The organism is Cohnella sp. (assembly GCF_041641335.1).
Lineage (GTDB): Bacteria > Bacillota > Bacilli > Paenibacillales > Paenibacillaceae > Cohnella.
Genome location: NZ_JBEPYQ010000118.1, coordinates 1 through 20,278, shown reverse-complemented (window position 1 = coordinate 20,278; position 20,278 = coordinate 1). Strand labels below are relative to the sequence as shown.

23 protein-coding genes are annotated in these 20,278 nt (G+C 57.3%); 19 read left to right on the top strand and 4 right to left on the bottom strand.

Features of this window, described 5'->3' with window-relative positions; translation table 11 throughout:
• The first annotated feature begins 324 nt into the window (after positions 1-324).
• The 7 genes from ACESLM_RS27245 (at position 325) to ACESLM_RS27215 (ending at position 6,980) form a co-directional block, all read left to right on the top strand.
• Positions 325-1,275 carry a metal ABC transporter solute-binding protein, Zn/Mn family gene (locus ACESLM_RS27245; RefSeq protein ID WP_372636948.1) on the top strand — a complete coding sequence of 317 codons (951 nt, stop codon included), beginning with the start codon at positions 325-327 and terminating at the stop codon, positions 1,273-1,275.
• A gap of 17 nt (positions 1,276-1,292) precedes the next feature.
• Positions 1,293-2,084 carry a metal ABC transporter ATP-binding protein gene (locus ACESLM_RS27240; protein ID WP_372636945.1) on the top strand — a complete coding sequence of 264 codons (792 nt, stop codon included), beginning with the start codon at positions 1,293-1,295 and terminating at the stop codon, positions 2,082-2,084.
• A gap of 6 nt (positions 2,085-2,090) precedes the next feature.
• Positions 2,091-3,038, top strand: coding sequence for a metal ABC transporter permease (locus tag ACESLM_RS27235; RefSeq protein WP_372636942.1), 948 nt, complete (start codon positions 2,091-2,093; stop codon positions 3,036-3,038).
• Entirely contained in the window at positions 3,035-3,919 is an 885-nt protein-coding gene (locus ACESLM_RS27230) for a metal ABC transporter permease (RefSeq protein WP_372636939.1), read from the top strand. The genes ACESLM_RS27235 and ACESLM_RS27230 overlap by 4 nt, the downstream gene beginning before the upstream one ends.
• Before the next feature lie 163 nt (positions 3,920-4,082).
• A complete protein-coding gene (locus ACESLM_RS27225) occupies positions 4,083-4,838 on the top strand; it encodes a Cof-type HAD-IIB family hydrolase (protein ID WP_372636936.1) in 756 nt (251 codons plus the stop codon).
• Between the two features lie 4 nt (positions 4,839-4,842).
• The gene (locus ACESLM_RS27220; RefSeq protein WP_372636933.1) at positions 4,843-5,328 is read left to right on the top strand and encodes a DUF456 domain-containing protein; all 486 of its coding nucleotides are present in this window, start codon (positions 4,843-4,845) and stop codon (positions 5,326-5,328) included.
• A 26-nt stretch (positions 5,329-5,354) separates the two neighbouring features.
• A complete protein-coding gene (locus ACESLM_RS27215; RefSeq protein WP_372636931.1) occupies positions 5,355-6,980 on the top strand; it encodes a putative polysaccharide biosynthesis protein in 1,626 nt (541 codons plus the stop codon).
• On the opposite strand, the gene ACESLM_RS27210 is transcribed toward ACESLM_RS27215, so the two are convergent.
• The gene (locus ACESLM_RS27210; protein WP_372636928.1) at positions 6,911-8,134 is read right to left on the bottom strand and encodes a DUF2515 family protein; all 1,224 of its coding nucleotides are present in this window, start codon (positions 8,132-8,134) and stop codon (positions 6,911-6,913) included. The genes ACESLM_RS27215 and ACESLM_RS27210 overlap by 70 nt on opposite strands.
• Positions 8,135-8,258: 124 nt before the next feature.
• Between ACESLM_RS27210 and ACESLM_RS27205 the strand changes: the two genes are divergently transcribed.
• The 5 genes from ACESLM_RS27205 (at position 8,259) to ACESLM_RS27185 (ending at position 12,934) form a co-directional block, all read left to right on the top strand.
• On the top strand, positions 8,259-9,827 hold the full coding sequence (locus tag ACESLM_RS27205; protein WP_372636926.1) for a stalk domain-containing protein: 1,569 nt from the start codon (positions 8,259-8,261) through the stop codon (positions 9,825-9,827).
• Positions 9,828-9,869: 42 nt separating this feature from the next.
• Positions 9,870-10,214 (top strand): thioredoxin family protein, encoded by a 345-nt coding sequence (locus ACESLM_RS27200; RefSeq protein WP_372636923.1) that lies wholly within the window; start codon positions 9,870-9,872, stop codon positions 10,212-10,214.
• A gap of 163 nt (positions 10,215-10,377) precedes the next feature.
• Positions 10,378-11,313, top strand: a complete 936-nt coding sequence (locus tag ACESLM_RS27195) for a COX15/CtaA family protein (RefSeq protein ID WP_372636921.1) — start codon at positions 10,378-10,380, stop codon at positions 11,311-11,313.
• 106 nt (positions 11,314-11,419) lie between these two features.
• A complete protein-coding gene (locus tag ACESLM_RS27190; RefSeq protein WP_372636918.1) occupies positions 11,420-12,130 on the top strand; it encodes a Cthe_2314 family HEPN domain-containing protein in 711 nt (236 codons plus the stop codon).
• 33 nt (positions 12,131-12,163) lie between these two features.
• A complete protein-coding gene (locus ACESLM_RS27185) occupies positions 12,164-12,934 on the top strand; it encodes an SDR family oxidoreductase (RefSeq protein ID WP_372636950.1) in 771 nt (256 codons plus the stop codon).
• A gap of 52 nt (positions 12,935-12,986) precedes the next feature.
• Here the strand turns inward: ACESLM_RS27185 and ACESLM_RS27180 are convergent, their stop codons facing one another.
• Positions 12,987-13,229 carry a NifU family protein gene (locus ACESLM_RS27180; RefSeq protein WP_116062192.1) on the bottom strand — a complete coding sequence of 81 codons (243 nt, stop codon included), beginning with the start codon at positions 13,227-13,229 and terminating at the stop codon, positions 12,987-12,989.
• A gap of 102 nt (positions 13,230-13,331) precedes the next feature.
• On the opposite strand from ACESLM_RS27180, the gene ACESLM_RS27175 reads away from it, so the two are divergent.
• Positions 13,332-13,604: a YuzB family protein gene (locus ACESLM_RS27175; protein WP_372636915.1), complete on the top strand. Its 273-nt coding sequence runs from the start codon at positions 13,332-13,334 to the stop codon at positions 13,602-13,604.
• Between the two features lie 12 nt (positions 13,605-13,616).
• Here ACESLM_RS27175 and ACESLM_RS27170 read toward each other — a convergent pair whose 3' ends face one another.
• Positions 13,617-14,678 carry an NAD(P)/FAD-dependent oxidoreductase gene (locus ACESLM_RS27170; RefSeq protein WP_372636913.1) on the bottom strand — a complete coding sequence of 354 codons (1,062 nt, stop codon included), beginning with the start codon at positions 14,676-14,678 and terminating at the stop codon, positions 13,617-13,619.
• 76 nt (positions 14,679-14,754) lie between these two features.
• Positions 14,755-15,858: an aminofutalosine synthase MqnE gene (gene mqnE, locus ACESLM_RS27165; protein ID WP_372636911.1), complete on the bottom strand. Its 1,104-nt coding sequence runs from the start codon at positions 15,856-15,858 to the stop codon at positions 14,755-14,757.
• Positions 15,859-16,128: 270 nt separating this feature from the next.
• On the opposite strand from mqnE, the gene ACESLM_RS27160 reads away from it, so the two are divergent.
• From ACESLM_RS27160 to ACESLM_RS27135, 6 genes are all read left to right on the top strand, one after another.
• Entirely contained in the window at positions 16,129-16,563 is a 435-nt protein-coding gene (locus ACESLM_RS27160; protein ID WP_372636908.1) for a hypothetical protein, read from the top strand.
• A 57-nt stretch (positions 16,564-16,620) separates the two neighbouring features.
• Positions 16,621-16,980: an iron-sulfur cluster insertion protein ErpA gene (gene erpA, locus ACESLM_RS27155; RefSeq protein WP_094050123.1), complete on the top strand. Its 360-nt coding sequence runs from the start codon at positions 16,621-16,623 to the stop codon at positions 16,978-16,980.
• 726 nt (positions 16,981-17,706) lie between these two features.
• Complete coding sequence (locus tag ACESLM_RS27150; protein WP_372636905.1) at positions 17,707-19,125, top strand: hypothetical protein; 1,419 nt, start codon at positions 17,707-17,709, stop codon at positions 19,123-19,125.
• 16 nt (positions 19,126-19,141) lie between these two features.
• On the top strand, positions 19,142-19,390 hold the full coding sequence (locus tag ACESLM_RS27145) for a hypothetical protein (RefSeq protein ID WP_372636902.1): 249 nt from the start codon (positions 19,142-19,144) through the stop codon (positions 19,388-19,390).
• Positions 19,391-19,537, top strand: coding sequence for an XkdX family protein (locus tag ACESLM_RS27140; protein WP_372636900.1), 147 nt, complete (start codon positions 19,391-19,393; stop codon positions 19,535-19,537).
• Positions 19,538-19,570: 33 nt separating this feature from the next.
• On the top strand, positions 19,571-19,726 hold the full coding sequence (locus ACESLM_RS27135) for a hypothetical protein (protein WP_372636898.1): 156 nt from the start codon (positions 19,571-19,573) through the stop codon (positions 19,724-19,726).
• Positions 19,727-20,278 lie beyond the last annotated feature (552 nt).

Here is a 20,278-nt window from a genome sequence, read left to right as displayed (position 1 = left end):
TTGGGTTACGTATCGCCGGATCGATTTGAGGCCATATATTACAAAAAAATCAGCTAAATGCGCTTAAAAGGTGTCCACTTTCTTGACAGAGGTCCAGTCAGACCGTTAATCCCTCGCCAACCGCTCCAATCGAACAAGTATCGGTCTGTCAGACCGTTAACTGGGGCAGGTGTGCGATCGAACAAGCTATTTTTTAAAAAATAAATGTTGCACTAGGTAAACTTAGTTGTATAATATAAACAAAGAGTCCTATAGGAAAGTATTCGTCGTACTAGCAAAACAGTTGTTTGAGGCAAAGAGAGACACCGGGAGGAGAGCTGCACGATGAAGAGACGAATGCCATCATCGATTAAACGATTTATTATGACTTTGTTGTTTCTGGTCGTACCGGTCGCCCTTGTCGTTACGGGCTGCGGGCAAGGCTCGGGGGCGTTCAAGGACGACGGAAAGCTGCATGTGACGGCCACGATCGGCATGATCAGCGACGTCGCCAAGGAAATCGGGGGCGATCGCGTCGAGGTGATCGGGCTGATGGGCCCGGGAGTCGATCCGCACTTATATAAGGCATCTCAAGGAGATATCGCCAAGCTGGAGGATGCGAAGGTCATTCTGTACGGCGGATTGCATCTGGAAGGCAAAATGACGGAAATTTTCGAGAAGATGAGCAAGAAAAAGTCGGTCGTCCCCGTCACGAGAAACATTCCGGAATCGTCGCTGCTGACGACGGGAGACGGCACGTTCGATCCGCACGTCTGGTTTGACGTGAAGCTGTGGATGAGCGCGACGGAGACGATCCGGGACACGCTGATCGAGAACGATCCCGCGCACGAAGCCGAATACCGCGAGCGCACGGACGCCTATCTCGCGAAGCTCGAAGAGTTGGACCGCTACGCCAGAGAGCAGATCGCGACGATCCCGGAGCAGGGACGGGTAATGGTGACGGCGCACGACGCTTTCGGTTATTTCGGCAACGCGTACGCGATCGAGGTCGTCGGCTTGCAGGGCATCAGCACGGCGGCCGAATACGGCTCCAAGGACGTGACCGCGCTGCGGGATATGCTGGTGGAGCGGGGCATCAAAGCGGTGTTCGTGGAATCCAGCGTGCCGAAGAAGTCGATCGAAGCGGTCATCGAAGGCGCCAAGAAGCTGGGCCACGAGGTCAAAATCGGCGGAGAGCTGTTCTCCGACGCAATGGGCGAGAGCGGAACCGAAGAAGGAACCTACATTGGAATGGTCCGGCATAACGTGGATACGATTGTCGGAGCTTTGAAATAGAGAGGGGAGAACAGACGATGGCAGCGAACAAATCAGGCATCGCGCCGCTGACCGTAACGAATATGACGGTCGCGTATCAGAAGAAGCCCGTCGTGCGAAACGTCTCGTTCGAAGTAACGGAGGGCGAGCTGATCGGAATCATCGGACCGAACGGTGCGGGCAAATCGACGCTGATCAAAGCGATTCTCGGCTTGCAGCCGTCGCTGAGCGGAGAGACGCTCGTGTACGGCAAGCCTTATAAAACGCAGCGCAAACTCGTCGGCTACGTTCCGCAGAGGGAGTCGGTCGATTGGGACTTCCCGACGAACGCGCTGGATGTCGTCATGATGGGCCGGTACGGGCAGCTGGGCTTGTTCAGAAGACCCGGCGCGAAGGAAAAGGCGATCGGCATGGAGTGTCTGGCCAAGGTCGGCATGGCCGATTTCGCGGGAAGGCAGATCAGCCAGCTGTCCGGCGGTCAGCAGCAGCGGGTATTTCTCGCCCGGGCGCTGGCCCAGGACGCTACGCTGTACTTCATGGATGAGCCGTTCGCGGGGGTGGACGCCGCCACGGAGAAAGCGATCATCCAGCTGCTGAACGAGCTGAAGCGGCAGGGCAAAACGGTGTTGGTCGTCCATCATGACCTGGCGACGGTAGAGCAATATTTCGACTCGGTCATGCTGCTGAACGGCGAACTGGTCGCATACGGGCCGACGGCTTCGACCTTCACGGAGGAGATGCTCCAGAAGGCGTACGGAGGAAGATTGACCTTTCTCAAAAGCCAGGTCAGCGCGGAAGATGAGCCCGTCCTGATCGCAGGAAGGGGATGAGGGGCCATGCTTAACCTGATTACCGATCCGAACTTGCAATGGATCTTGCTCGGCAGCATGCTGCTCGGCATCAGCACCGGCGTCGTCGGCACGTTCGCCTACTTGCGCAAGCAGAGCCTGATCGGGGATACGCTGGCGCATGCCGCTCTTCCCGGCATCTGCATCGCCTTCATGCTGACGGAGGTCAAATCCGTCGGACTGTTCATGATCGGCGCGATCGTCGCCGGCATGATCGCCACGGTGGGCATCAGCTGGATTACAAGATATTCCCGAATCAAGCAGGATGCGGCGATGGGCATCGTGCTGTCCGTGTTTTTCGGTCTTGGCATCGTGCTGCTGACGCAAATCCAGCATAGCTCCTACGGCAACCAGAGCGGGCTCGACAAGTTTCTGTTCGGGCAGGCGGCTTCGATGACGGCCAAGGATGTGTACACGATGACGAGCGTCGCGGTCGTGCTGATCGTCGTCTGCGCATTGCTGTTCAAGGAATTCAAGCTGATCAGCTTCGATCCGGGGTATGCCCGCGGACTGGGCTTCTCGGTCGCGATGCTGGAGCAGTTGCTGCTCTGGCTCGTCACGATCGCCGTCGTCGTGGGCATTCAGGCGGTCGGCGTCGTGCTCGTCGCGGCGCTGCTGATCACGCCGGCGGTATCGGCCAGATACTGGACGGACCGGCTCGGCGTCATGACGGTGCTGTCCGGCTTGTTCGGCTCGCTGAGCGGCGCGATCGGCACCTGGGTCAGCGCAGGCACGGCGCAGCTTCCGACCGGACCGCTGAGCGTGCTGACGGCGACGGCCGTATTCGTCGCCTCGGTGCTGTTCGGACCGCAGCGCGGCGTAATCGCCAGGCTCGTCCGCCGGCGCACCGCCAAGCGGGATTGGGCGGCGGAGAACGCCAAGCAATCGGGAGCCGGAGTCGGCGCATCTGCGAAGGAACGGGGGGTGTCGGCATGAGCGGATTTTGGATTATGCTGACGGGCGCTTTGGTCGCATCCTGCTGCGGCATTCTGGGCTGCTTCCTCATTTTGCGCCGGATGGCGCTCGTGGGCGATGCGATCAGCCACTCCGTGCTTCCGGGCATCGTGATTGCGTTTCTGGTCAGCGGTTCGAGGGATTCCTTCTTCATGCTGTTCGGTGCGGCGATCCTTGGCTTCCTGACCGTGTTTCTCATTCAGCTGTTCCAGCAGAGCGGCGTGCAGAACGACGCTTCGATCGGAGTCGTCTTCACTTCGCTGTTCGCGGCGGGCGTCCTGCTGGTCAGCCTTAACGCTCAGCACGTCGATCTGGATCTGGACTGCGTGCTGTACGGGGAAATCGCCTACGTGCAGTGGAACTCCCTCGTATTGGGCGGGGTCGATCTGGGACCGAAGGCGGTATGGCTGCTCGGAATTACTTTGTTTATTATCGTGGCCCTCATGACGTTGTTCTACAAGCAATTCAAGCTGTGCGCGTTCGATCCGGCGCTGGCCGCCGCCATCGGCATTCCGGTCGCGCTGTTCCACTACGTGCTGATGGGGCTGGTGTCCATGGCGACGGTCAGCTCGTTCGAGAGCGTCGGCGCGATTCTCGTCGTCGGCCTGCTGATCGTGCCGCCGGCGACCGCTTATTTGCTGACGGACCGGCTGGGTGCGATGATCGGACTGAGCCTCGTTATCGGCGTCATCAGCTCGGTCGGCGGCTATTACGCCGCAGCGGCGCTTGACGCGTCGATCGCGGGCTGTATGGTCTGCGTCGCGGGCGTGATGTTCGTGCTCGCCTTCTTATTCTCCCCGTCGCACGGCTTCGTCGTACGCAAGCTGAGACAGCGCGTCTCCGCGGCCCGCGAAGCTTACTGAAGCCTGCGGCTGCCGGCCGTCGCCAACGTTTCGCGATCAGAGCTGCTCGTATCCGTCCGCGGACGGTTGCGGGCGGCTCTTATTTTTTTCGATTCGGAAGGCGAACTATGATAAAATGGACGTTATATGGCAGACAGAACGCATCAGGAAGCGGGTTGAAAAATTGGCATACGAAATGAAACAGTATCGTTTGTTGGCTTTGGATTTGGACGGCACGCTGCTGAACGATCGCAGCGAAGTGAGCGAGACGAACGCGGAATGGATCCGGCATGCGGTCGAAGCCGGCGTGCTGGTCTGCGCTTCCACGGGCAGAGGCTTTCAGGGCGCGCTTCCGATCGTCGAGAAGCTGGGGCTGGATTCGCCGATGATTACGGTGAACGGGGGCGAGATTTGGAGCAAACCCCACGAGCTGCACAGAAGAACGACGCTCGATGCGGGCAAGGTGATTCGCCTGCACGAGGTGGCCGCGAACCATCCGGACGTCTGGTTTTGGGCGTACTCGACCGAGGGGCTTTTCAACAAAGAAATGTGGACCGACGAGCCGGCCTCCAAGGAATGGCTGAAGTTCGGCTACTATACGGAAGACGTTGCGCAGCTTAAGGACATTTTGACGGAAATCAGCGCTTGGGACGGACTGGAGATCAGCAATTCTTCGCTGTTTAATATCGAGGTCAACCCGCAGGGCGTGTCGAAAGCGACGGGTCTGATGGAGCTGTGCCGCCTCAAAGGCTTCGAAATGTCCGAGGTGGTATCGGTCGGCGACAGCTTGAACGACATCGCCGCGATCCGCGCTTCGGGACTCGGCGTGGCGATGGGCAACGCGCAGGACGAAGTGAAACTGGCGGCCAACGCCGTGACGGGGACGAACCAGGAAGACGGCGTCGCCCAAGTGATTCGACAATACGTTCTGAGGACGTGATCCGGTGGATATTCTAGGCTGGATTCTTATCGCAGCTTTGTTCGCGGTCGGCATGGCCGGGGCGATCTATCCGATTCTTCCGGGCGCTCTGGCGATCTATGCGGCGTTTTTCGTCTATGGCTGGTTTTTCTCGTTCGAGCCGTTCGGCTGGTGGTTCTGGATCATCCAGACGCTGATCGTCGTCGTCCTGTTCGTGGCGGATTACATGGTGAACGCGTGGGGGGTCAAGAAGTTCGGAGGCTCCAGAGCGTCGGTCATCGGCAGCACGATCGGCATTCTGATCGGGCCGTTCGTCATTCCGGCCTTCGGGCTGGTTATCGGCCCGTTCGCGGGAGCTATTCTCGGCGAGCTCATCCACGGCTCCGAGTTCAACCGCGCGCTGAAGGTCGGCTGGGGCTCGCTCGTCGGGCTGTTCACGAGCACGGTCGTGAAGGTGCTGCTGCAAGCCTCGATGATCGTTCTGTTCATCGTTTGGCTCGTTTTTAATTAATTTATAGCGAAGAGGTTCCCGTTCCCTTGAAAAAAGACACTTTACTCAAAAGCACGCTCATTCTGGCCGCAGCCGCTCTCGTCGCGCGCGCGCTCGGCATTTTCCAACGGGTGCCGCTCGATTATCTGATGGATGATCTCGGCAACATCTATTACAACAACGCGAACTCCATCTATTTGCTGCTGTTGATCGTGGCGACCGCGGGCATTCCGAGCGCCGTCAGCAAAATGGTATCCGGACGCTACGCCGTCGGACGAGTCCAGGAAGCGCAGCAAGTGTACCGGGCCGCGATGCTGTTCGGGGCGATCGCCGGCGTCGTTATCACGATCGGGCTGTGGCTCATCGCCCCGTTGATCGCGTCATCGATTCTGAAGGAGCCGGAGGCCGCGACCGCCATTCGCGCCATAGCGCCGTCGCTGCTCTTGTTCCCGATGATCGCGATGATGCGGGGGTATTTCCAGGGCCGGCAATTCGTGACCGCGGGAGGCATCTCGCAGATCGTCGAGCAGATTTTGCGCGTCGTGGCCGCCGTCGTCATCGCTTACGCATTCTATTCGATCAACCCGGCCAACGAGGAGGGCATCGCGGCCGGAGGCGCTTTCGGCAGCGTTTTCGGCAGTATCGGCGCTTTCGTCGTGATGCTGTATTACTCTCGCAAGCTCAAGAGGAGCGATCGCTTGGAGCCCCGGCTGCAGCCGGATTCGTCGCGTCCGCTCCGACTGCGCTCCATCTACAAGGAACTGTTCAACCTATCCATTCCGGTCGTGATGACCGGCATCACGGTGCAGCTTCTGTATACGCTGGACAACTTCATGATCAAGTCGCTGACGGTCGGCCATTTCGAGCAGGAGACGATTAATCACTGGGCGGCCGTGTACGGGATGAACGCGCAATCGATCGCAGGCATTCCGATCATTCTGGCGGTGGCGCTCAGCCAGTCGATCATTCCGCATATTTCGTCCGCCCATGCTTTGCGGGACGCCGACAAGGTCGGCCAGCAGGCATCGCTGGCGGTACGCATCGCGCTGTTCAGCGGAATGCCCGTCGTGCTTATGCTCGGCGTCGGCGCGTACAGCGTGAACGGCTTGCTGTTCGAGAGGCCGATCGGCAGCCAGGTCGTTGCGATGCTGACGCTCGGCACCATTTTCCAGATCGGCATGATGGTCACGAACTCGATTCTGCTTGGCATCTCGGAGCCGAAGAAGGCGACGATGCACGCGCTCACCGGCGTTGTGCTCAAAGTCGTCCTCAGCTTCGCGCTCGCACCGATCTGGGGGGTGTACGGCATTATCGCGGCAACGACGGTGTGCTTCGTCTGGGCGCTCGCCTTTAACGTGCTCAGCCTGAGGAAGCGTTCGCGCTTCAAGTTTCTGGGCAAGCGCTGGCTTCCGTTCCTGCTGGCGGTTCTGATCGCGGCGGCCGCGATCGGCTTCGCGGAATGGGCCGTGCTGGCGATCTGCGGCGGGCTGCCGGAGAAAGTGGCCTTCTTCTTGGCATGCGTGGTCATGGGCGGCTTGCTTGCCGTGCTGTATCCGGCTCTGCTCGTATACCTAGGCGTCGTGACGGCTGGGGAGATCTCCACCTACCCCAAGCCGGTACGGCGGCTACTGGCCCCGTTCATGAAACTGCGAGCGAGAAGAACGGCCGTCTGAAGCTTGTATTGACCGAGCAGATGCTCATGCGTCAGATCGACGATGCGCGGCGGGCGAACCGTCTGGATGTAGTCCAGCGCTCCGCCGTCGCGATACCAGTCTTGCTCCCGCGTCTCGGGAAGCGGCCTGTCGGGCCACGCTTCCGCAAGGCAGGGGCTTAACCACGGCGAATTCCCGGCGGCCAGTTCCGCCTCGGCGAATTCGCCGTTTTTGCCGTTTGCGCGCGTCGCGAAGCGGTGAGGCCAATAATCGGCCCTCGAACCGGTATGCGGAATATGCCGGGCGAAGGAGACGGCCGCCCTTAACACGCGCGGGTAGCCGAACAACACGCCGTACAGGTCGATGCCGAATTCGATTCGTTCGCGGAGATCGGCGAAGCTCTCCAGCACTCTGCCCGCCAGCCGGAGCGGCCGGGCTTCTCTCGAGGCTTCGCCGCGCCACAGAGGAAAAACGGTCTGATTCGTCTGAAGCAGAGGCAGGCTTCGGAACACCGCGGAATCCAAAACCGTGCGCTTATAGTACGGCTCGTCCAGGACGCGGAGCTGAATGTTGTTCTGTTCGTTGACGATCAGCGCTTCGGTAAGCGGAACCGGATTGCCGTCCCTTAGAAACCGGTCCCAGAACGGCGGCATAAATTCGGACACCCCGAACTCGGACAGCAGGCCGGACAGATTGCGTCCGCTGCGTCTGCTCTCGGCGTATAGCCGCAATTGGGGATAGGCGTCCTTGAAGATCAGGCCGTTGCAGGTCTCCAGCATTCGGAAAATCGCTTCGGCCAGCCGGGAGTCCAGCAGGCGGGGAAGCCATTCGCCCTTCAAGTCGGTCATGTTCCAGCCTCCGTTGCGCGACACCATATGGGCGAGGAACGCCCAGTGCAGCTCAGGGAACGTGCGGTATATATCCAGGTAGGCCGCCGTACGGGTCACGTTGTTGCGATTGAGCGCGGCCGTCTCGCGGCGGATGAGCTCGACCAATTGCTTATCCTCCGCCGCGTAAGAATGCGCTGCGGGGAGGCTCGGGGAAGGCTGCGGGCGGGGCTCGCAGACAAGCGGCTGCCGCTCGCGAACGAGACGGCGGGAATGCCAGAGGCCGCTTGCTTTGCCCGCCATTGCGGCGAGAAGCTGTCGGATCGTGCCGATGACGATAGAAAGCACACTCCTTTCGGCGATGACGATGAAATGGGCAGGATTCCCAAGTCTGTTCGTCGAAGTAACATGAGGTTGGTTAGCTTGATCTGAGCGTCGCCGGCCAGCTATTTTACGGGAGGGAAAATCATTCGTGAACATTAGAACGTCTAAAAGGCTTGGATGGGTAGTATGCGCATTATGGTTAGCCATTATCGTCGGCTGCCAATCGGTGGGCGGTCTTAACCTGAACGACATGCTGCTGAAGCAACTGGACGTAGCGCAGCAGGAGCAATCGCTGTCCCTCGAATTGGAGATCGAGGTCAACGAAGAGCTGCTTGCTCTGGAGGACGAAGAGGCGCGTAAGGCCGTCGAGTTGTTCCGGAAAATGAAACTGGACATTACTCACGCCAAAGTGGACGACCGGGGAAATCAGTGGGTGACGGGCGTGCTCGACACGAGCAAGGGCAGTATTCCGTTTACGCTCCATTCGGACAACAAGGCGATCAGAATCGACGTGGATGGAGCAAAGAGACCTCTTGTCCTGGAGCTTCCGGATCTGGGAGAAGCGCTTGGCGCGCTTGGCGGGGGAGCCGGGGAGAGCGGAGACATTCAGCAGGCGCTTATGGAATCGGTGCGGGGGCTGGTCAAAACCGTCGCTCCTTATTTCGTAAGAGGGCTGCCTAATCCTCCGGTCATTACCGTAGACCGGGTGAACGAACCGATCCGCGGCGTGCAGACAGGCCTGACGAAGGTGCATGCGGAGCTGAACGGCGAACATCTGGGGGAATTGATCCCGGTTTATTTGGAAAATCTGATCGGGGACAAGGAAGGCTTCAAGGCCGTCATCGTCGGCCTCTTCGAATGGGTGAGAGACTTGCCTCCCGAGTTGAAGTCGGCGTTCGGAGTGCCTCCGTTGGACGCGGAAGGCGTCGACATCGATGCGATTGCGGAAGGCGCAGCGGACGGCCTGTTCTCGGGGCTGGAAGACGCGGTGGCCAGTCTTAAGGAGTTCCAGGAAGAGGACGAGTGGAAGCAAATATTCGATAAAGGCATTACGCTGAAAACCGATCTGTACGTGGACGATACGCTCCACATTCGCAAGTCGTTCTTCGAGGCGATTATCGCTCCGGCGGCGTTCGCCGAAGAGGATAGCCCGGTTCGCAGCATTAAAGTGCGGGCATCCGGGGAGAACTGGAACGTAAACGGGAACGTCGAGGTGCCTGCGGTGGAGGCGCCGTTGACCGCCCTTTCCGTAGAGGAACTGGACGATTACGATGCTTACCGGGTCGTCGGACTGTTCGAGACCGATTCCGTGCTGTACGATCTGCTGAAAAACGAGTTCAAAATCGACGATCAGAGCTTCGAGCTGAGCAGCGAGTGGGGCATTCCGTTCTACGTGGACGAGAACGGCGAAGCTTTCTTGCCGCTTCGCGAGACGCTTCGGAAGCTCGGCATTCGTCCGAAGCTCGAAACGTCCCCGAACGGACCGCTTGAGATTCGGTTCTACGATCGGCCGACGGACAAATCGATCGTTCTGCGCAAAGATTCCGACCAAGCGACGGTTAACGGAGAGGCCGTCAAGCTGGCTCATCCGCTCATGAACGAAGCGAATATCACCTATGTATCGGCGAAGGATCTGTTCGGCCTGCTTGGCGCCGAATACGACGTCGTCGAGCTGGAATACGGCGAGCTTGTTCTGAAGGTTGCGCGCGATCTGTAAGGCGTTATAATAGCATCAGGACAGACAGAAGGAGTGGACCCCATGCAGAAAATAACGAACGAGCAAGAGTTTCGCGATCGGATCGCGGGCGATCGGCTGACGATAGCGGTGTTCAAGACGACTTGGTGCAAGGATTGCCATTTCATCGACCCGTTCATCGGCGAGGTGGAAGCGGCGTACGCGGATCGGCTGGAAATGGTCGAGATCGACCGGGACGATATGCCGGATCTGTGCGGAGAGTTGAACATCTTGGGCATTCCGAGCTTCATCGCTTTCCGCCAAGGCCGCGAATTGGTCAGATTCGTCAGCAAGCTGCGCAAGACGCGCGAAGAAATCGAGCAGTTCCTCGATAGGGCCGTCGAAGTATCCGGCGCGATCGCGGGTTGAACGAAGGCCGTCCCTTGGGACGGCCTTTCGCGTGGTTGCGGAAGAGGAGCGTCGCGCGCAGCGTTGCCAATGTTCACATTATGAACATGGTTTTAGCGTGGGAGGTTCGGTATAATGGGTACGGGCACCTTGAGCCAACTTTCACATGAAATCGGGGATACGCATGACTTTCCAAAGATATCGCCTGTTTGCCTTATTGACCTGCATCGGCATGTTTCTTGTTCTGATCGCGGGCGTTCTCGTAACGAATACCGACTCCGGCCGCGGCTGCGGCACGGATTGGCCGTTGTGCAACGGTAAATTCGTTCCCGCTTATACGGTAGAATCGATGGTGGAATACAGTCACCGCATGATCAGCGGAATCGTCGGCCTGCTCGTCGGAGCGACTTATCTGATTACCCGCTTCTGGAAACCGGCGCGCCATCGCGAAAATCTGCTCTACGCCGGAGGAGCGCTGCTGTTCACCGTCATGCAAGCCATTCTTGGCGCGATGGCGGTCAAATGGGAGCAGTCTTCGATCGTCATGGCGCTTCACTTCGGCATCTCGCTTTTTGCCTTTACCTGCACGTGGCTGCTGTATAAGCTCGTGAAGCGCCAAACCGAGCAACAGAGCGGTCAAGCGCCGGCAGCGGCGCAGAGCGCCGTATCGGTTCCTGTGAGGCTCTACAAAGGCCTCGTCGCGGTTATCGTTTATTGTTACGGAGTCGTCTACCTCGGCGCGTTCATCCGCCACACGAGCTCCGGAGGGGCATGCGAAGGATGGCCGCTGTGCAACGGCGAGATCGTACCCGAGCTGTCCGGATCGACCGCGGTCGCCTTCGCGCACCGTCTGGCCGCGTTGCTGCTGTTCGTACTGATCGCGATCGTCGCGTTCTACGTCCGCAAGACCGCGGGCGCATCGTCGGAGCTGGCTTCAATCGGCAACAAGGCGCTGGTCCTCGTCATTCTGCAAATTTTGAGCGGGGGCTTGCTGTCCTTTACGTTTACGAACGAAGACGCCTACGTATTTACCGGTCTGCTGCATACGGTGATCATATCGGCTCTGTTCAGCATGCTGGTGCTGCTGGCGATCCGAATGAAGCAAACGATGAGGCAATAGCCGAATCGATCGAGAGACGGCGCGGAACCGGGGTCCGGTTGAGCGCGCCGTCTCTTTTGCGTTACAATGGGACAAGACGTGTTAACCGATGCTGGGGGGAGAGCGATTGCTTAGGGTTCTGTTCGGAGAATCGCCGCGCGAATGGACGGGGAGCTCGCTCGAGACGGTCCGATCCATCGAAGCGTTCGCCCGGCGCTGCGCCGCGCTTGCGGAACGCCAACCGGAACAGGCGAAGGAATACCGCACTTTCGCGATCTGGGCGGAAGGGCTGCTGCGCTCGATGGACGAGCTCGAACAAAGCTGTTACGCAGCCAAGAAATACGCGCAGCAGATCGGCCACTTCCGGATCGACGACTTAACGGCCGAAGAAAGAACAAGCTACGAGCGCCACGTGTATTTCGATAAAAACGCCTACATCCGCTTTTTTGCCCTGCTGGACAAGCTGGGAACGCTGTTGAATCAACTGCTCGGTCTGCGGACGGAGCGGATCAAGGCCCACTATTCCTATTTTACGATGCTGCGGAATATAAGACAGAATGGACTTCATTCGGAGTTGGCTAAGCCGTTAAATGAGATCAAGGAGCGGCATCAAAGCGCGATGAGTCGCTTGCGCAGCCGGAGGAACATCGAGATTCACCAGATGAACGCGGAGCTGAAGGACGATCTCTCCCAGAGCCTGGCGAACAACGGGGCGCGCAGAACGCTTGAAAATCTCGGCACCAACATGGAGGATTTGGATCAAGGATGGGCCATGGTTCAAGGCTCGCTGCATATCGCTTTTCGTTATGGGTGCGCCTATCTGCGCCGCATCGAGTAAGCCTACGACGAGACGGAGGGGAACCGCTTGAAGCTGTTGAGCAAAACCGCGCTGATCACGGGCAGCGCCAAAGGACTGGGACGACGCACCGCCCTGGAGCTGGCCGCGCATGGATGCGACGTGGCGATCAATTATGTGAACAGCCGTGACGAGGCCGAGCGGCTCGTCGAAGAGATCGGGGCTCTGGGCCGCAAGGCGTACGCGATTCAAGCAAATATCGCGGTCGAGGGCGATTCGGAGCGGCTCGTATCCGAAGTGGAGAAGATATTCGGAGGAATCGACATTCTCGTTAACAACGCCGGCCCTTTTATCCGGGAGCGCCGCCTGTTCGCGGACTATTCGACGGACGACATCCATTATTTGATGAACGGCAACCTCGTCGGCACGATGCTGATGGATCATCGCGTCCTTCCGGGCATGCGGGCGCGGCAATGGGGGAGAATCATTCATTTCGGCTTCGGCCACGCTTCGGAAGCGAGATCCTGGCCTCACAGGGCCGTCTATGCGGCGGCCAAAGTCGGCCTCGTATCGTTCACGAAAACGCTTGCGGTGGAAGAAGCGGCCAGCGGAATTACGGTGAACATGATCTGCCCGGGGGATATCCGGGGCGAGAACAAGGAGAAGAGCATCGCGGACGTCGTCGGACTGATGGACGAGGAGTCGCCCCGCGGAAGGCCGGGGAGCGGAGAGGACGTCGCGCGCATGATCGCTTTCCTGTGCATGCCGGAATCGGACTTCATCACGGGCAATACGATCGACGTGTCGGGCGGGCTGGACCCGATTCGCACGATGCTGAAGCGATGACAAAAGGTCCTGCCGGATCGGCAGGACCTTCTACGCTTCCAATGAAGGAAAATCAGAACACTTGAACGACTTCCTGAATGCCTTCTACTTCTTCCAGCAACGCGCGCTCGATCCCCGCTTTGAGCGTGATCGTGGAGCTTGGGCAGCTGCCGCAAGCGCCCATCAGACGCAGCTTGACGATGCCGTCTTCGATGTCGACGAGTTCGACGTCTCCTCCGTCGCGTTGCAAGAACGGACGCAGCTTGTCAAGAACATCGCTTACTTCGTCGTAAATGCTTGGAGCATTTGTACTCATGATCATCCACTCCTTTCATAGTCCTATTATAGTACAAAAAGAATCATTTTCAAACAGACCAGGTTTAGCATTTTTGCCATAAAGAAAGGAAATGAAAAGTTTATGAACGTCGTGGAGTTTTGCGTGAGCAACGCTCACCACGGAACGGACGAGGCGCTTAGGAAGCTCGAACAACTGCCGGACATCGAAGTCGAAGTGATCGAATACGGCTGCCTCGGCAATTGCGGGGAATGCTTCCTGTCGCCTTATGCGCTGGTGAACGGCGAGAGCGTCGTCGCCGAGACGGCCGAGCAGCTGTACGAGCTCGTGCTGGAGGCCATCCGTCGGCAAGAGGAAGAACGGAACGCCTTAGACAAGCTGCTGGACGATCTGTGACGGAACGGGCGATCAGCCGAAGTGGCGCTTGCTCTTCCACAGCACTCCGCTCTTCAGCATCCGCGGGATGCGGCCGAGCAGCGGCGTCGCCCCCATCAGGCCGAAGCCGGCCTTCTTGCCGAGCGAGCCCAGCACGCCTTTCAGCTTGATGCGGCCCAGTCTCGGATCTCTGCCCTGCCAACGGGTACGGATCACTTCGGACACTTGTTTGCCTTGCGCTCCGGCAAGCTGCGCGCTCGGGGAGAACGGCTGGCTGGAGCAGTCGCCGATGACGTAGACGTGGGCGTAGTCGGGCAGCTCGTGGTATTCGTTCACGACGAGACGGCCTTGAGGGTCTTTGGGCAGCTCCATGCGCTGGACGAGCGGAACTGGCTGAATGCCCGCGGTCCAGACGGTAACGTCGGTTAGAATCGATTCCAAGCCGCCGTTATGGATGACGCCTTGCTCAAGCGACGTGATGCTGATGTGCGAACGCATCTCCACGTCGTGCTGGCGGAACCAGGAGGCGACGTATTCCTGCAGCTTGCCGGGAAAAGCGGACATGACGCTGTTGCCGCGATCGAGAATGCGGATGTTGATGTCCGAACGGCTCTCGCGCAATTCGGCCGCCACTTCGACGCCGCTCAGTCCTCCGCCCACGATCGTCAGTTGGCCGTATGGCCGAATGTCGTTGATCTGCTGGAATGTGCGGCGGGTTGCCGACAGGGACTGGATGCTGCAGGTGTAATCGGGCGCGCCCGGAATGCCGTGGTAGTTGTCCGTGCAGCCGAGCGCGATGACGAGCGAATCGTACGAAATCGGCTCCTGGTTGGCGACGCGCACGATTTTATTTTCGAGATCGATATCGGTAATATTGCCGTAAACCATTTGCAGTTGCGGATGAACGGGATAATTGACGCGGATTTCCAGGTCGGACACCGTGCCTGCCGCGAGCGCGTAATACTCCGTTTTCAAGCCTTGATAGGGCATGCGTTCGACGAGAACGAGCTGCTTGTCGTCGGGAATATGCTCCAGAAGCTCCTGAACGACCATCATTCCTCCGTACCCGCCGCCTAAAATAACGACCTTGCTCATACTTGATCTCCTTTGATGTCGGTTAGCCTTAGTATGACACAGAAGAGTCCCCGTCTACCCGACGGGGAACTCCGAATTACTCGTATATTTTCATTTCGTTGTAGAACGTATCGCGTTCCACCGGAATTCGTCCGGCTCCTTTAATGAGCCACACCAGGTCTTCCCGGGTAATGCCGGCCGGAGTCAGCGCGCCCGCCGCGTGGCTGATCTTCTCTTTCACGATCGTGCCGTGCGCGTCGGAGGCCCCCATCGTGAGGGCGATCTGCGTGAGCTGCGTGCCGATATTGATGAAATAGGCTTTAATATGTTGAATATTGTCAAGCATCAGCCGGCTGATCGCGATCGCCTTGAGATCGTCGTAAGCCGAGTTTCTGCGGCGAATGCTCGCTTTCGGGCTGATCGGCTGCAGGGAGAGGGGGATGAACACCTGGAAGCCGTTCGTCTCGTCTTGCAGATCGCGAATGTGAATCATATGCTGCACGCGTTCTTCGAGCGTCTCCACGGAGCCGTACAGCATCGTCGTATGCGTGCGGAGACCGAGGTTGTGAGCCGTCCGGTGAACCTCCAAATACTGCTCGATGTTCGCTTTGTGAACGCGCATTTTTTTACGGTAGTGGTCCGATAAAATCTCCGCGCCGCCACCGGTCAGCGTCTCCAGGCCGGCTTCTATCAAGCGTTCGAGCACTTCCCGGTAAGTAAGACCGGAGTGGCGGGAGAAGAAGTCGATTTCCGCGGCGGTGTAGGCTTTAAGCGTGACGTCAGGGTACTTCGCTTTGAGCACCCGCAGGGATTCGACATAATATTCGAACGGAACGTTGCGATTGTGTCCTCCGACGATATGGAACTCGCGAACGCCGGGATGAATGTGCTGCTCGACGTAATCGATCATTTCCTGAGGAGAAAGCGTATAGGCGCCTTCCTGTCCCTCGTCTTTGCGGAAGTTGCAGAATGCGCAGCGCTCTTCGCATACGTTCGTAAAATAAAGGCTCATGTTCTCGATGAAATAAACCTTTTTGCCGTTTTTTCTTAAGTTTACCTCGTTGGCCAATTGCCCGATCGTCAGCAAGTCGTCGGAACGATAGAGAAATACCCCGTCTTCGAGAGACAAGCGTTCGCCGTTCCGGACTTTGTCGGCGATTTCCGCCATTTGGCGGTCAGGGTGCGTCGTAACGAGAGTCATGGCATACGCCTCCAGCCGTAATGGTATACCAAATAGCGCGACAGAAAAATCGACTATTTGTGAAAAAAAGAACTTTCCAAAAAATCAAATAAAGCCAAATGTGAACAACCTGTAAACATTATAAACCCGAACCCCCCTTACGGCAACTGGAAATAGAAAACGTATAAACCTTGGCAAAAGAGGGAATCAACTTGAATAATAAGAAAATTATGGTTAATGTAGAAATGAAAATATCGAACGAGGCGGTGTATTAGACTGAAACCGGACATTTTGCCACTCAGCGAACTGGAGAAGATGGACGAAGCCGAGAAGATTCAAACGCTGCAACAGTACCGGGCGGCTTATACGATCAAGGATTTAAGCCAAGCCTGGAATTTGAACAATCCGATTCAATATTATATGTGGCTCAAGAAACAGCGCATTTACGAGCAGATTGTGCGCAAATCGGATAAGTTCGACCCTTCGAAGGAATGGAAGAGGATGCAGGCGACGGGAGCGCTCTCGGCCGAGAAGGGGGGAGCTCGCGGCTTGTCCGCCGACCAATTCCGCTATACGCTGGACACCGAATCCGGCGGCCAGGAGCTTGCGCTCGTCTTTCGCCGATTGGCCGACTTTCTGCTGAACGAGAAAGGGCAATTCCGCTGCCGCATCGAGCTGAAGGCGATCGCTCAGCAGACGGCGGGCGATACCTCTCTTGAGGCTTAGAGTTCTCTGGAGTATACTGTAGAGGAGAACGGTAGCACTTAAGGAGGGGAACCGACAATGGTGAACATCAGCGAATCGGCTACGGAGAAAATACAAGAAATGCTTGCCGCGGAAGAAATTCCGAATTTGTTTCTGCGCATTGGAGTACAGGAAGGCGGATGCAGCGGCTTCTCATACGGCATGGGCTTCGACGACGAAGTTCATGAAGGCGACAGCGAATTGGAAGTTCGCGGCGTAAAGGTTGTCGTCGACAGCGACAGCATGAAGTACCTGCGCGGCCTGGAGATCGACTGGAAGGAATCCGCCATGGGCGGCGGCTTCACCATCCACAATCCGAACGCCACCGCCACTTGCGGCTGCGGCTCGAGCTTCAGAACGGCTACGGAAGCGGGCAATCCTGCTGCTGAGCCTTGCTGATTCAACGTTTTCAGCCCGTCTGCCTACTCGGTGATTTAATCGGTCGCCGATACGGAAACAAGCACGAGGATTGCGGATTGTTAATCGGAAACTGCGTGTTATCAATCCCGTTTGATGAACGTTAACAACCCCGAGTTTGGCGATTGTGGGTTGTGGATTACGGCCTCTATTACGATATTTAGTCCGCGACTAAACCGTTATGGAGGTCTTTTTGTGTCGTTAAAGAAGCGTGAAAGGCGTACAGGCCGGTCAGCGCGTCGTAAAGAGTTTCCCGGATATTCCACTTGAACAAGCGCTTTCGCTCGTTATAAGCGCCAAGAGGGCGGAGGGATTGCGCGAGAAAAGGTGAAGTCCCGAACACCATGATCCGTGACTATGTAGCTTATCTCCGTTAATATCGCGTGCGTTATGACGGACATAAGAATATCCCTACCGAGAACCAGCGCGTCGGACTATCGGATACCACCGTCAATCGGCGGAGAAGGGTACCCTTACCATTTCGGAGCTAACGTGGCTGAATACGATTGTTCTTGCGCGGAAGTAAGATAAACGAGCGGCTCATCTGCGGATTCTCTACCGGTCTGGTGTCGGCGGAAGTCCGCAGGTGAGCCGCTTTTTTGCGTTTATTGAGTGAGCGCTGGATTTCGTTAAAGGCACTATCCGCTTGTCGTACGATTGCCACCAATAGATGAAAGGACAATTAATGGAGACAAGGAGTTGAAGCAGATGCCTGAAATCACACCGTATATCCGTCTGAAGAAACCGTTAGCAAGCGAAACAGCGGACATATCCGTTATTAACGACAATATGGATATGATCGATTCCGCGTTAGGTGATTTATCGGCGGTTCCAACGACGGCCAAGACGGCAGCGGGCGCAATAACGGAGCTGCACGAAGCGATTCAAGGAATCGACGTCGACATACCGGATGGATCGATCACTCCCGCCAAGCTATCGTTTGATCCGGCGACGCAGACGGAGCTTGACGCTCACGTTAACGCGACCAATGTTCACGGCGCAACCAACTCAGCCACCGCAAGCCGTCTTATTATCCGTGACGCTGCCGGTCGGGCGAAAGTAGCCGCGCCTGCTGCGAGCGACGACATAGCGCGTCTGGACTCGATCACCAAGGCGCAGGCCGGTCTCGGCAGCGTCGACAACTACGGAACGGCCACGCAGTCCGAAGCTGAGGCCGGGACGGCAACCAATAAGTTTATGACGCCGCAACGGACAAAGCAGGCGATTGATAAGTTTACGGGCGGAGTGCCTCTGAGGATTAATGCAGGGCACCTTGAATATAACGATGGAACGGGGTGGATAGAGGTGGGTGCTAGTTACCCTGACTGGTTGTCTCAATTAGACATTTTCAATAACGGTGTAGACGGTGATTATAATCCTAGCTCGAACGCCTCTCTCGCTTCAAAGATACATCGATTCTCAAGCTTGAACATACCTGCAGGAGTGACGATCTCGCCTGTAGGGTCGTACTTGATAATCCTTGTGGAAGGTACTGCGACGATTAACGGGACTCTTTCCGCAAGCGGTAAAGGCGGTAATGGCGGGTCAGGCAGCTCTGGGGCAGGGGGGAACGGCTCTGGAGGAACTGCCGGTAGAAGTCCAGGCGGTGGCGGCGGCGGTGCTGGTACAGTCGGGACAAACGGCGGTGCTGGTGGTGGCGGTACTGGTTTTGGAGGTGCGGGAGGATTCACAAGCCCGTTAACGCACGCCACAGGAGGTACGGGTATCGATGCGACTTTGGTGAATCAAAACAGCTTGTTAAGCGATATAGCTGGCTTCAGAGGTGGCGGCGGCGGCGGTGGTGGCGGTTGGCCAGCCAATAACTATATAGGTGGCGGCGGCGGTGCTGGTGGTGGTGCTATCGTCCTTATCGCAAAGAGTATCGCAGGAGCGGGAGCTATAAGGGCTGACGGGCTAAACGGCAATTTGCCGCCAGCAGGAGCTAGCACATACGCGGGTTCTGGTGGAGGCGGTGCTGGTGGACTGGTCGTAGTGTCTGGGGGAAGTATTACGCCTACGATTTCTGTCACCCCTGGAGTCGCAGGAAGCGCAGGCAGTACCCTCCCATCGGGGGTTGCCCAAGCAGCAGCAGGAGCGACAGGTTTCGTACTTAGGATAATCAGGTAGGGAGGGGCAATTTAAAATGGCTAAATTGATAGAACGGGATGGGAAACAATACTGCGTAGAAGAGGACGGGACTGAATGGGATTATGCACCACCTGAACCTTCCGGGCAACAGGAGTACCAACGGCCGGAAGACCGAATAGTCCAACTCGAAGACGAATCTACCCTGCTCGCGCTGGAACTCGTTGACACGCAAATCCGGCTCGACAAAGCGGAGACCGAACAGGCCGCGCTGCTGCTCGAACTCATCGACAAGGGGGTGCTTTAGATGGACTGGTACGCAACGGTCAAGCGCCAGTACGACGCCGGGCGCTACAGTGATTCTGACGTCGGCAAATTTGTAGTGGCCGGTAAGATCAGCACCGCGCAATACGAGACGATCACCGGCGAGACATACGAGGGCTCCGCAACCTAAGCGGGGCCTATTTAATTGGGGGGGGGCGGTCAAATGAACGATCAACATATCGTCAACACGGGCGCTGGTATCTTCGGCGCTTTTATTACGTTCGCGTTCGGATACTGGTCCGAAGCATTACTAATGGCGGTCGATATCATCAGCGGAGTGTCGGCATCTATTCGCAAGGGGAGCGGCTTCTTTCGCTAATGAGCGACCCAACCGGAACCTCCGACTTCTGCCGGGCGTTGGCGGTAAGTTTACAGGTACAGAAAGCAGCGTAAAAACGATGGAAGAGCGGCTCACTTGCGAAGAAATAATTCCGTGGGTGGTTCGCTTTTTTTTCTACGGCTGACCAATTGACTTACATCAACTCCGCTAGGCTCTTGGGAGTAAAAAGGCTATTCGTCATGGCCTTCCCCCGTATGCCAATGTGCGATTCTTTCGAGCAACAATCTTCGTTTGTGCGCGATTGGGGAGACGATAACCGATTCTTTAGCACATCGCCCTCCGTTTGAGCACTATTCGGGAGACGATAACCGATTCTTTAGAACATCGTCCTCCGTTTGGGCCACTATTCGAGAGACGATAACCGATTCTTTAGAACATCGCCCTCCGTTCTCCTTGCATAAGTTGGGCGTACAAGATTATCGATGAAAAAAGGTGGGCATCTATCTCCTGGAGACTGCCTCATACGGTCCTGAAATGACCCTGTGACGGGTTTATCCATTCCAAATTTCAGGATCGTATAGCATCGGAGGG

Excerpts from the sequence above, each read along its gene's own strand:
- ACESLM_RS27245 (WP_372636948.1), top strand. The coding sequence starts at position 325 with ATGAAGAGACGAATGCCATCATCGATTAAACGATTTATTATGACTTTG.
- ACESLM_RS27240 (WP_372636945.1), top strand. The coding sequence starts at position 1,293 with ATGGCAGCGAACAAATCAGGCATCGCGCCGCTGACCGTAACGAATATG.
- ACESLM_RS27235 (WP_372636942.1), top strand. The coding sequence starts at position 2,091 with ATGCTTAACCTGATTACCGATCCGAACTTGCAATGGATCTTGCTCGGC.
- ACESLM_RS27230 (WP_372636939.1), top strand. The coding sequence starts at position 3,035 with ATGAGCGGATTTTGGATTATGCTGACGGGCGCTTTGGTCGCATCCTGC.
- ACESLM_RS27200 (WP_372636923.1), top strand. The coding sequence starts at position 9,870 with ATGCAGAAAATAACGAACGAGCAAGAGTTTCGCGATCGGATCGCGGGC.
- ACESLM_RS27195 (WP_372636921.1), top strand. The coding sequence starts at position 10,378 with ATGACTTTCCAAAGATATCGCCTGTTTGCCTTATTGACCTGCATCGGC.
- ACESLM_RS27180 (WP_116062192.1), bottom strand. The coding sequence starts at position 13,229 with ATGAGTACAAATGCTCCAAGCATTTACGACGAAGTAAGCGATGTTCTT.
- ACESLM_RS27175 (WP_372636915.1), top strand. The coding sequence starts at position 13,332 with ATGAACGTCGTGGAGTTTTGCGTGAGCAACGCTCACCACGGAACGGAC.
- ACESLM_RS27170 (WP_372636913.1), bottom strand. The coding sequence starts at position 14,678 with ATGAGCAAGGTCGTTATTTTAGGCGGCGGGTACGGAGGAATGATGGTC.
- mqnE (WP_372636911.1), bottom strand. The coding sequence starts at position 15,858 with ATGACTCTCGTTACGACGCACCCTGACCGCCAAATGGCGGAAATCGCC.
- erpA (WP_094050123.1), top strand. The coding sequence starts at position 16,621 with ATGGTGAACATCAGCGAATCGGCTACGGAGAAAATACAAGAAATGCTT.
- ACESLM_RS27150 (WP_372636905.1), top strand. The coding sequence starts at position 17,707 with ATGCCTGAAATCACACCGTATATCCGTCTGAAGAAACCGTTAGCAAGC.
- ACESLM_RS27145 (WP_372636902.1), top strand. The coding sequence starts at position 19,142 with ATGGCTAAATTGATAGAACGGGATGGGAAACAATACTGCGTAGAAGAG.
- ACESLM_RS27140 (WP_372636900.1), top strand. The coding sequence starts at position 19,391 with ATGGACTGGTACGCAACGGTCAAGCGCCAGTACGACGCCGGGCGCTAC.
- ACESLM_RS27135 (WP_372636898.1), top strand. The coding sequence starts at position 19,571 with ATGAACGATCAACATATCGTCAACACGGGCGCTGGTATCTTCGGCGCT.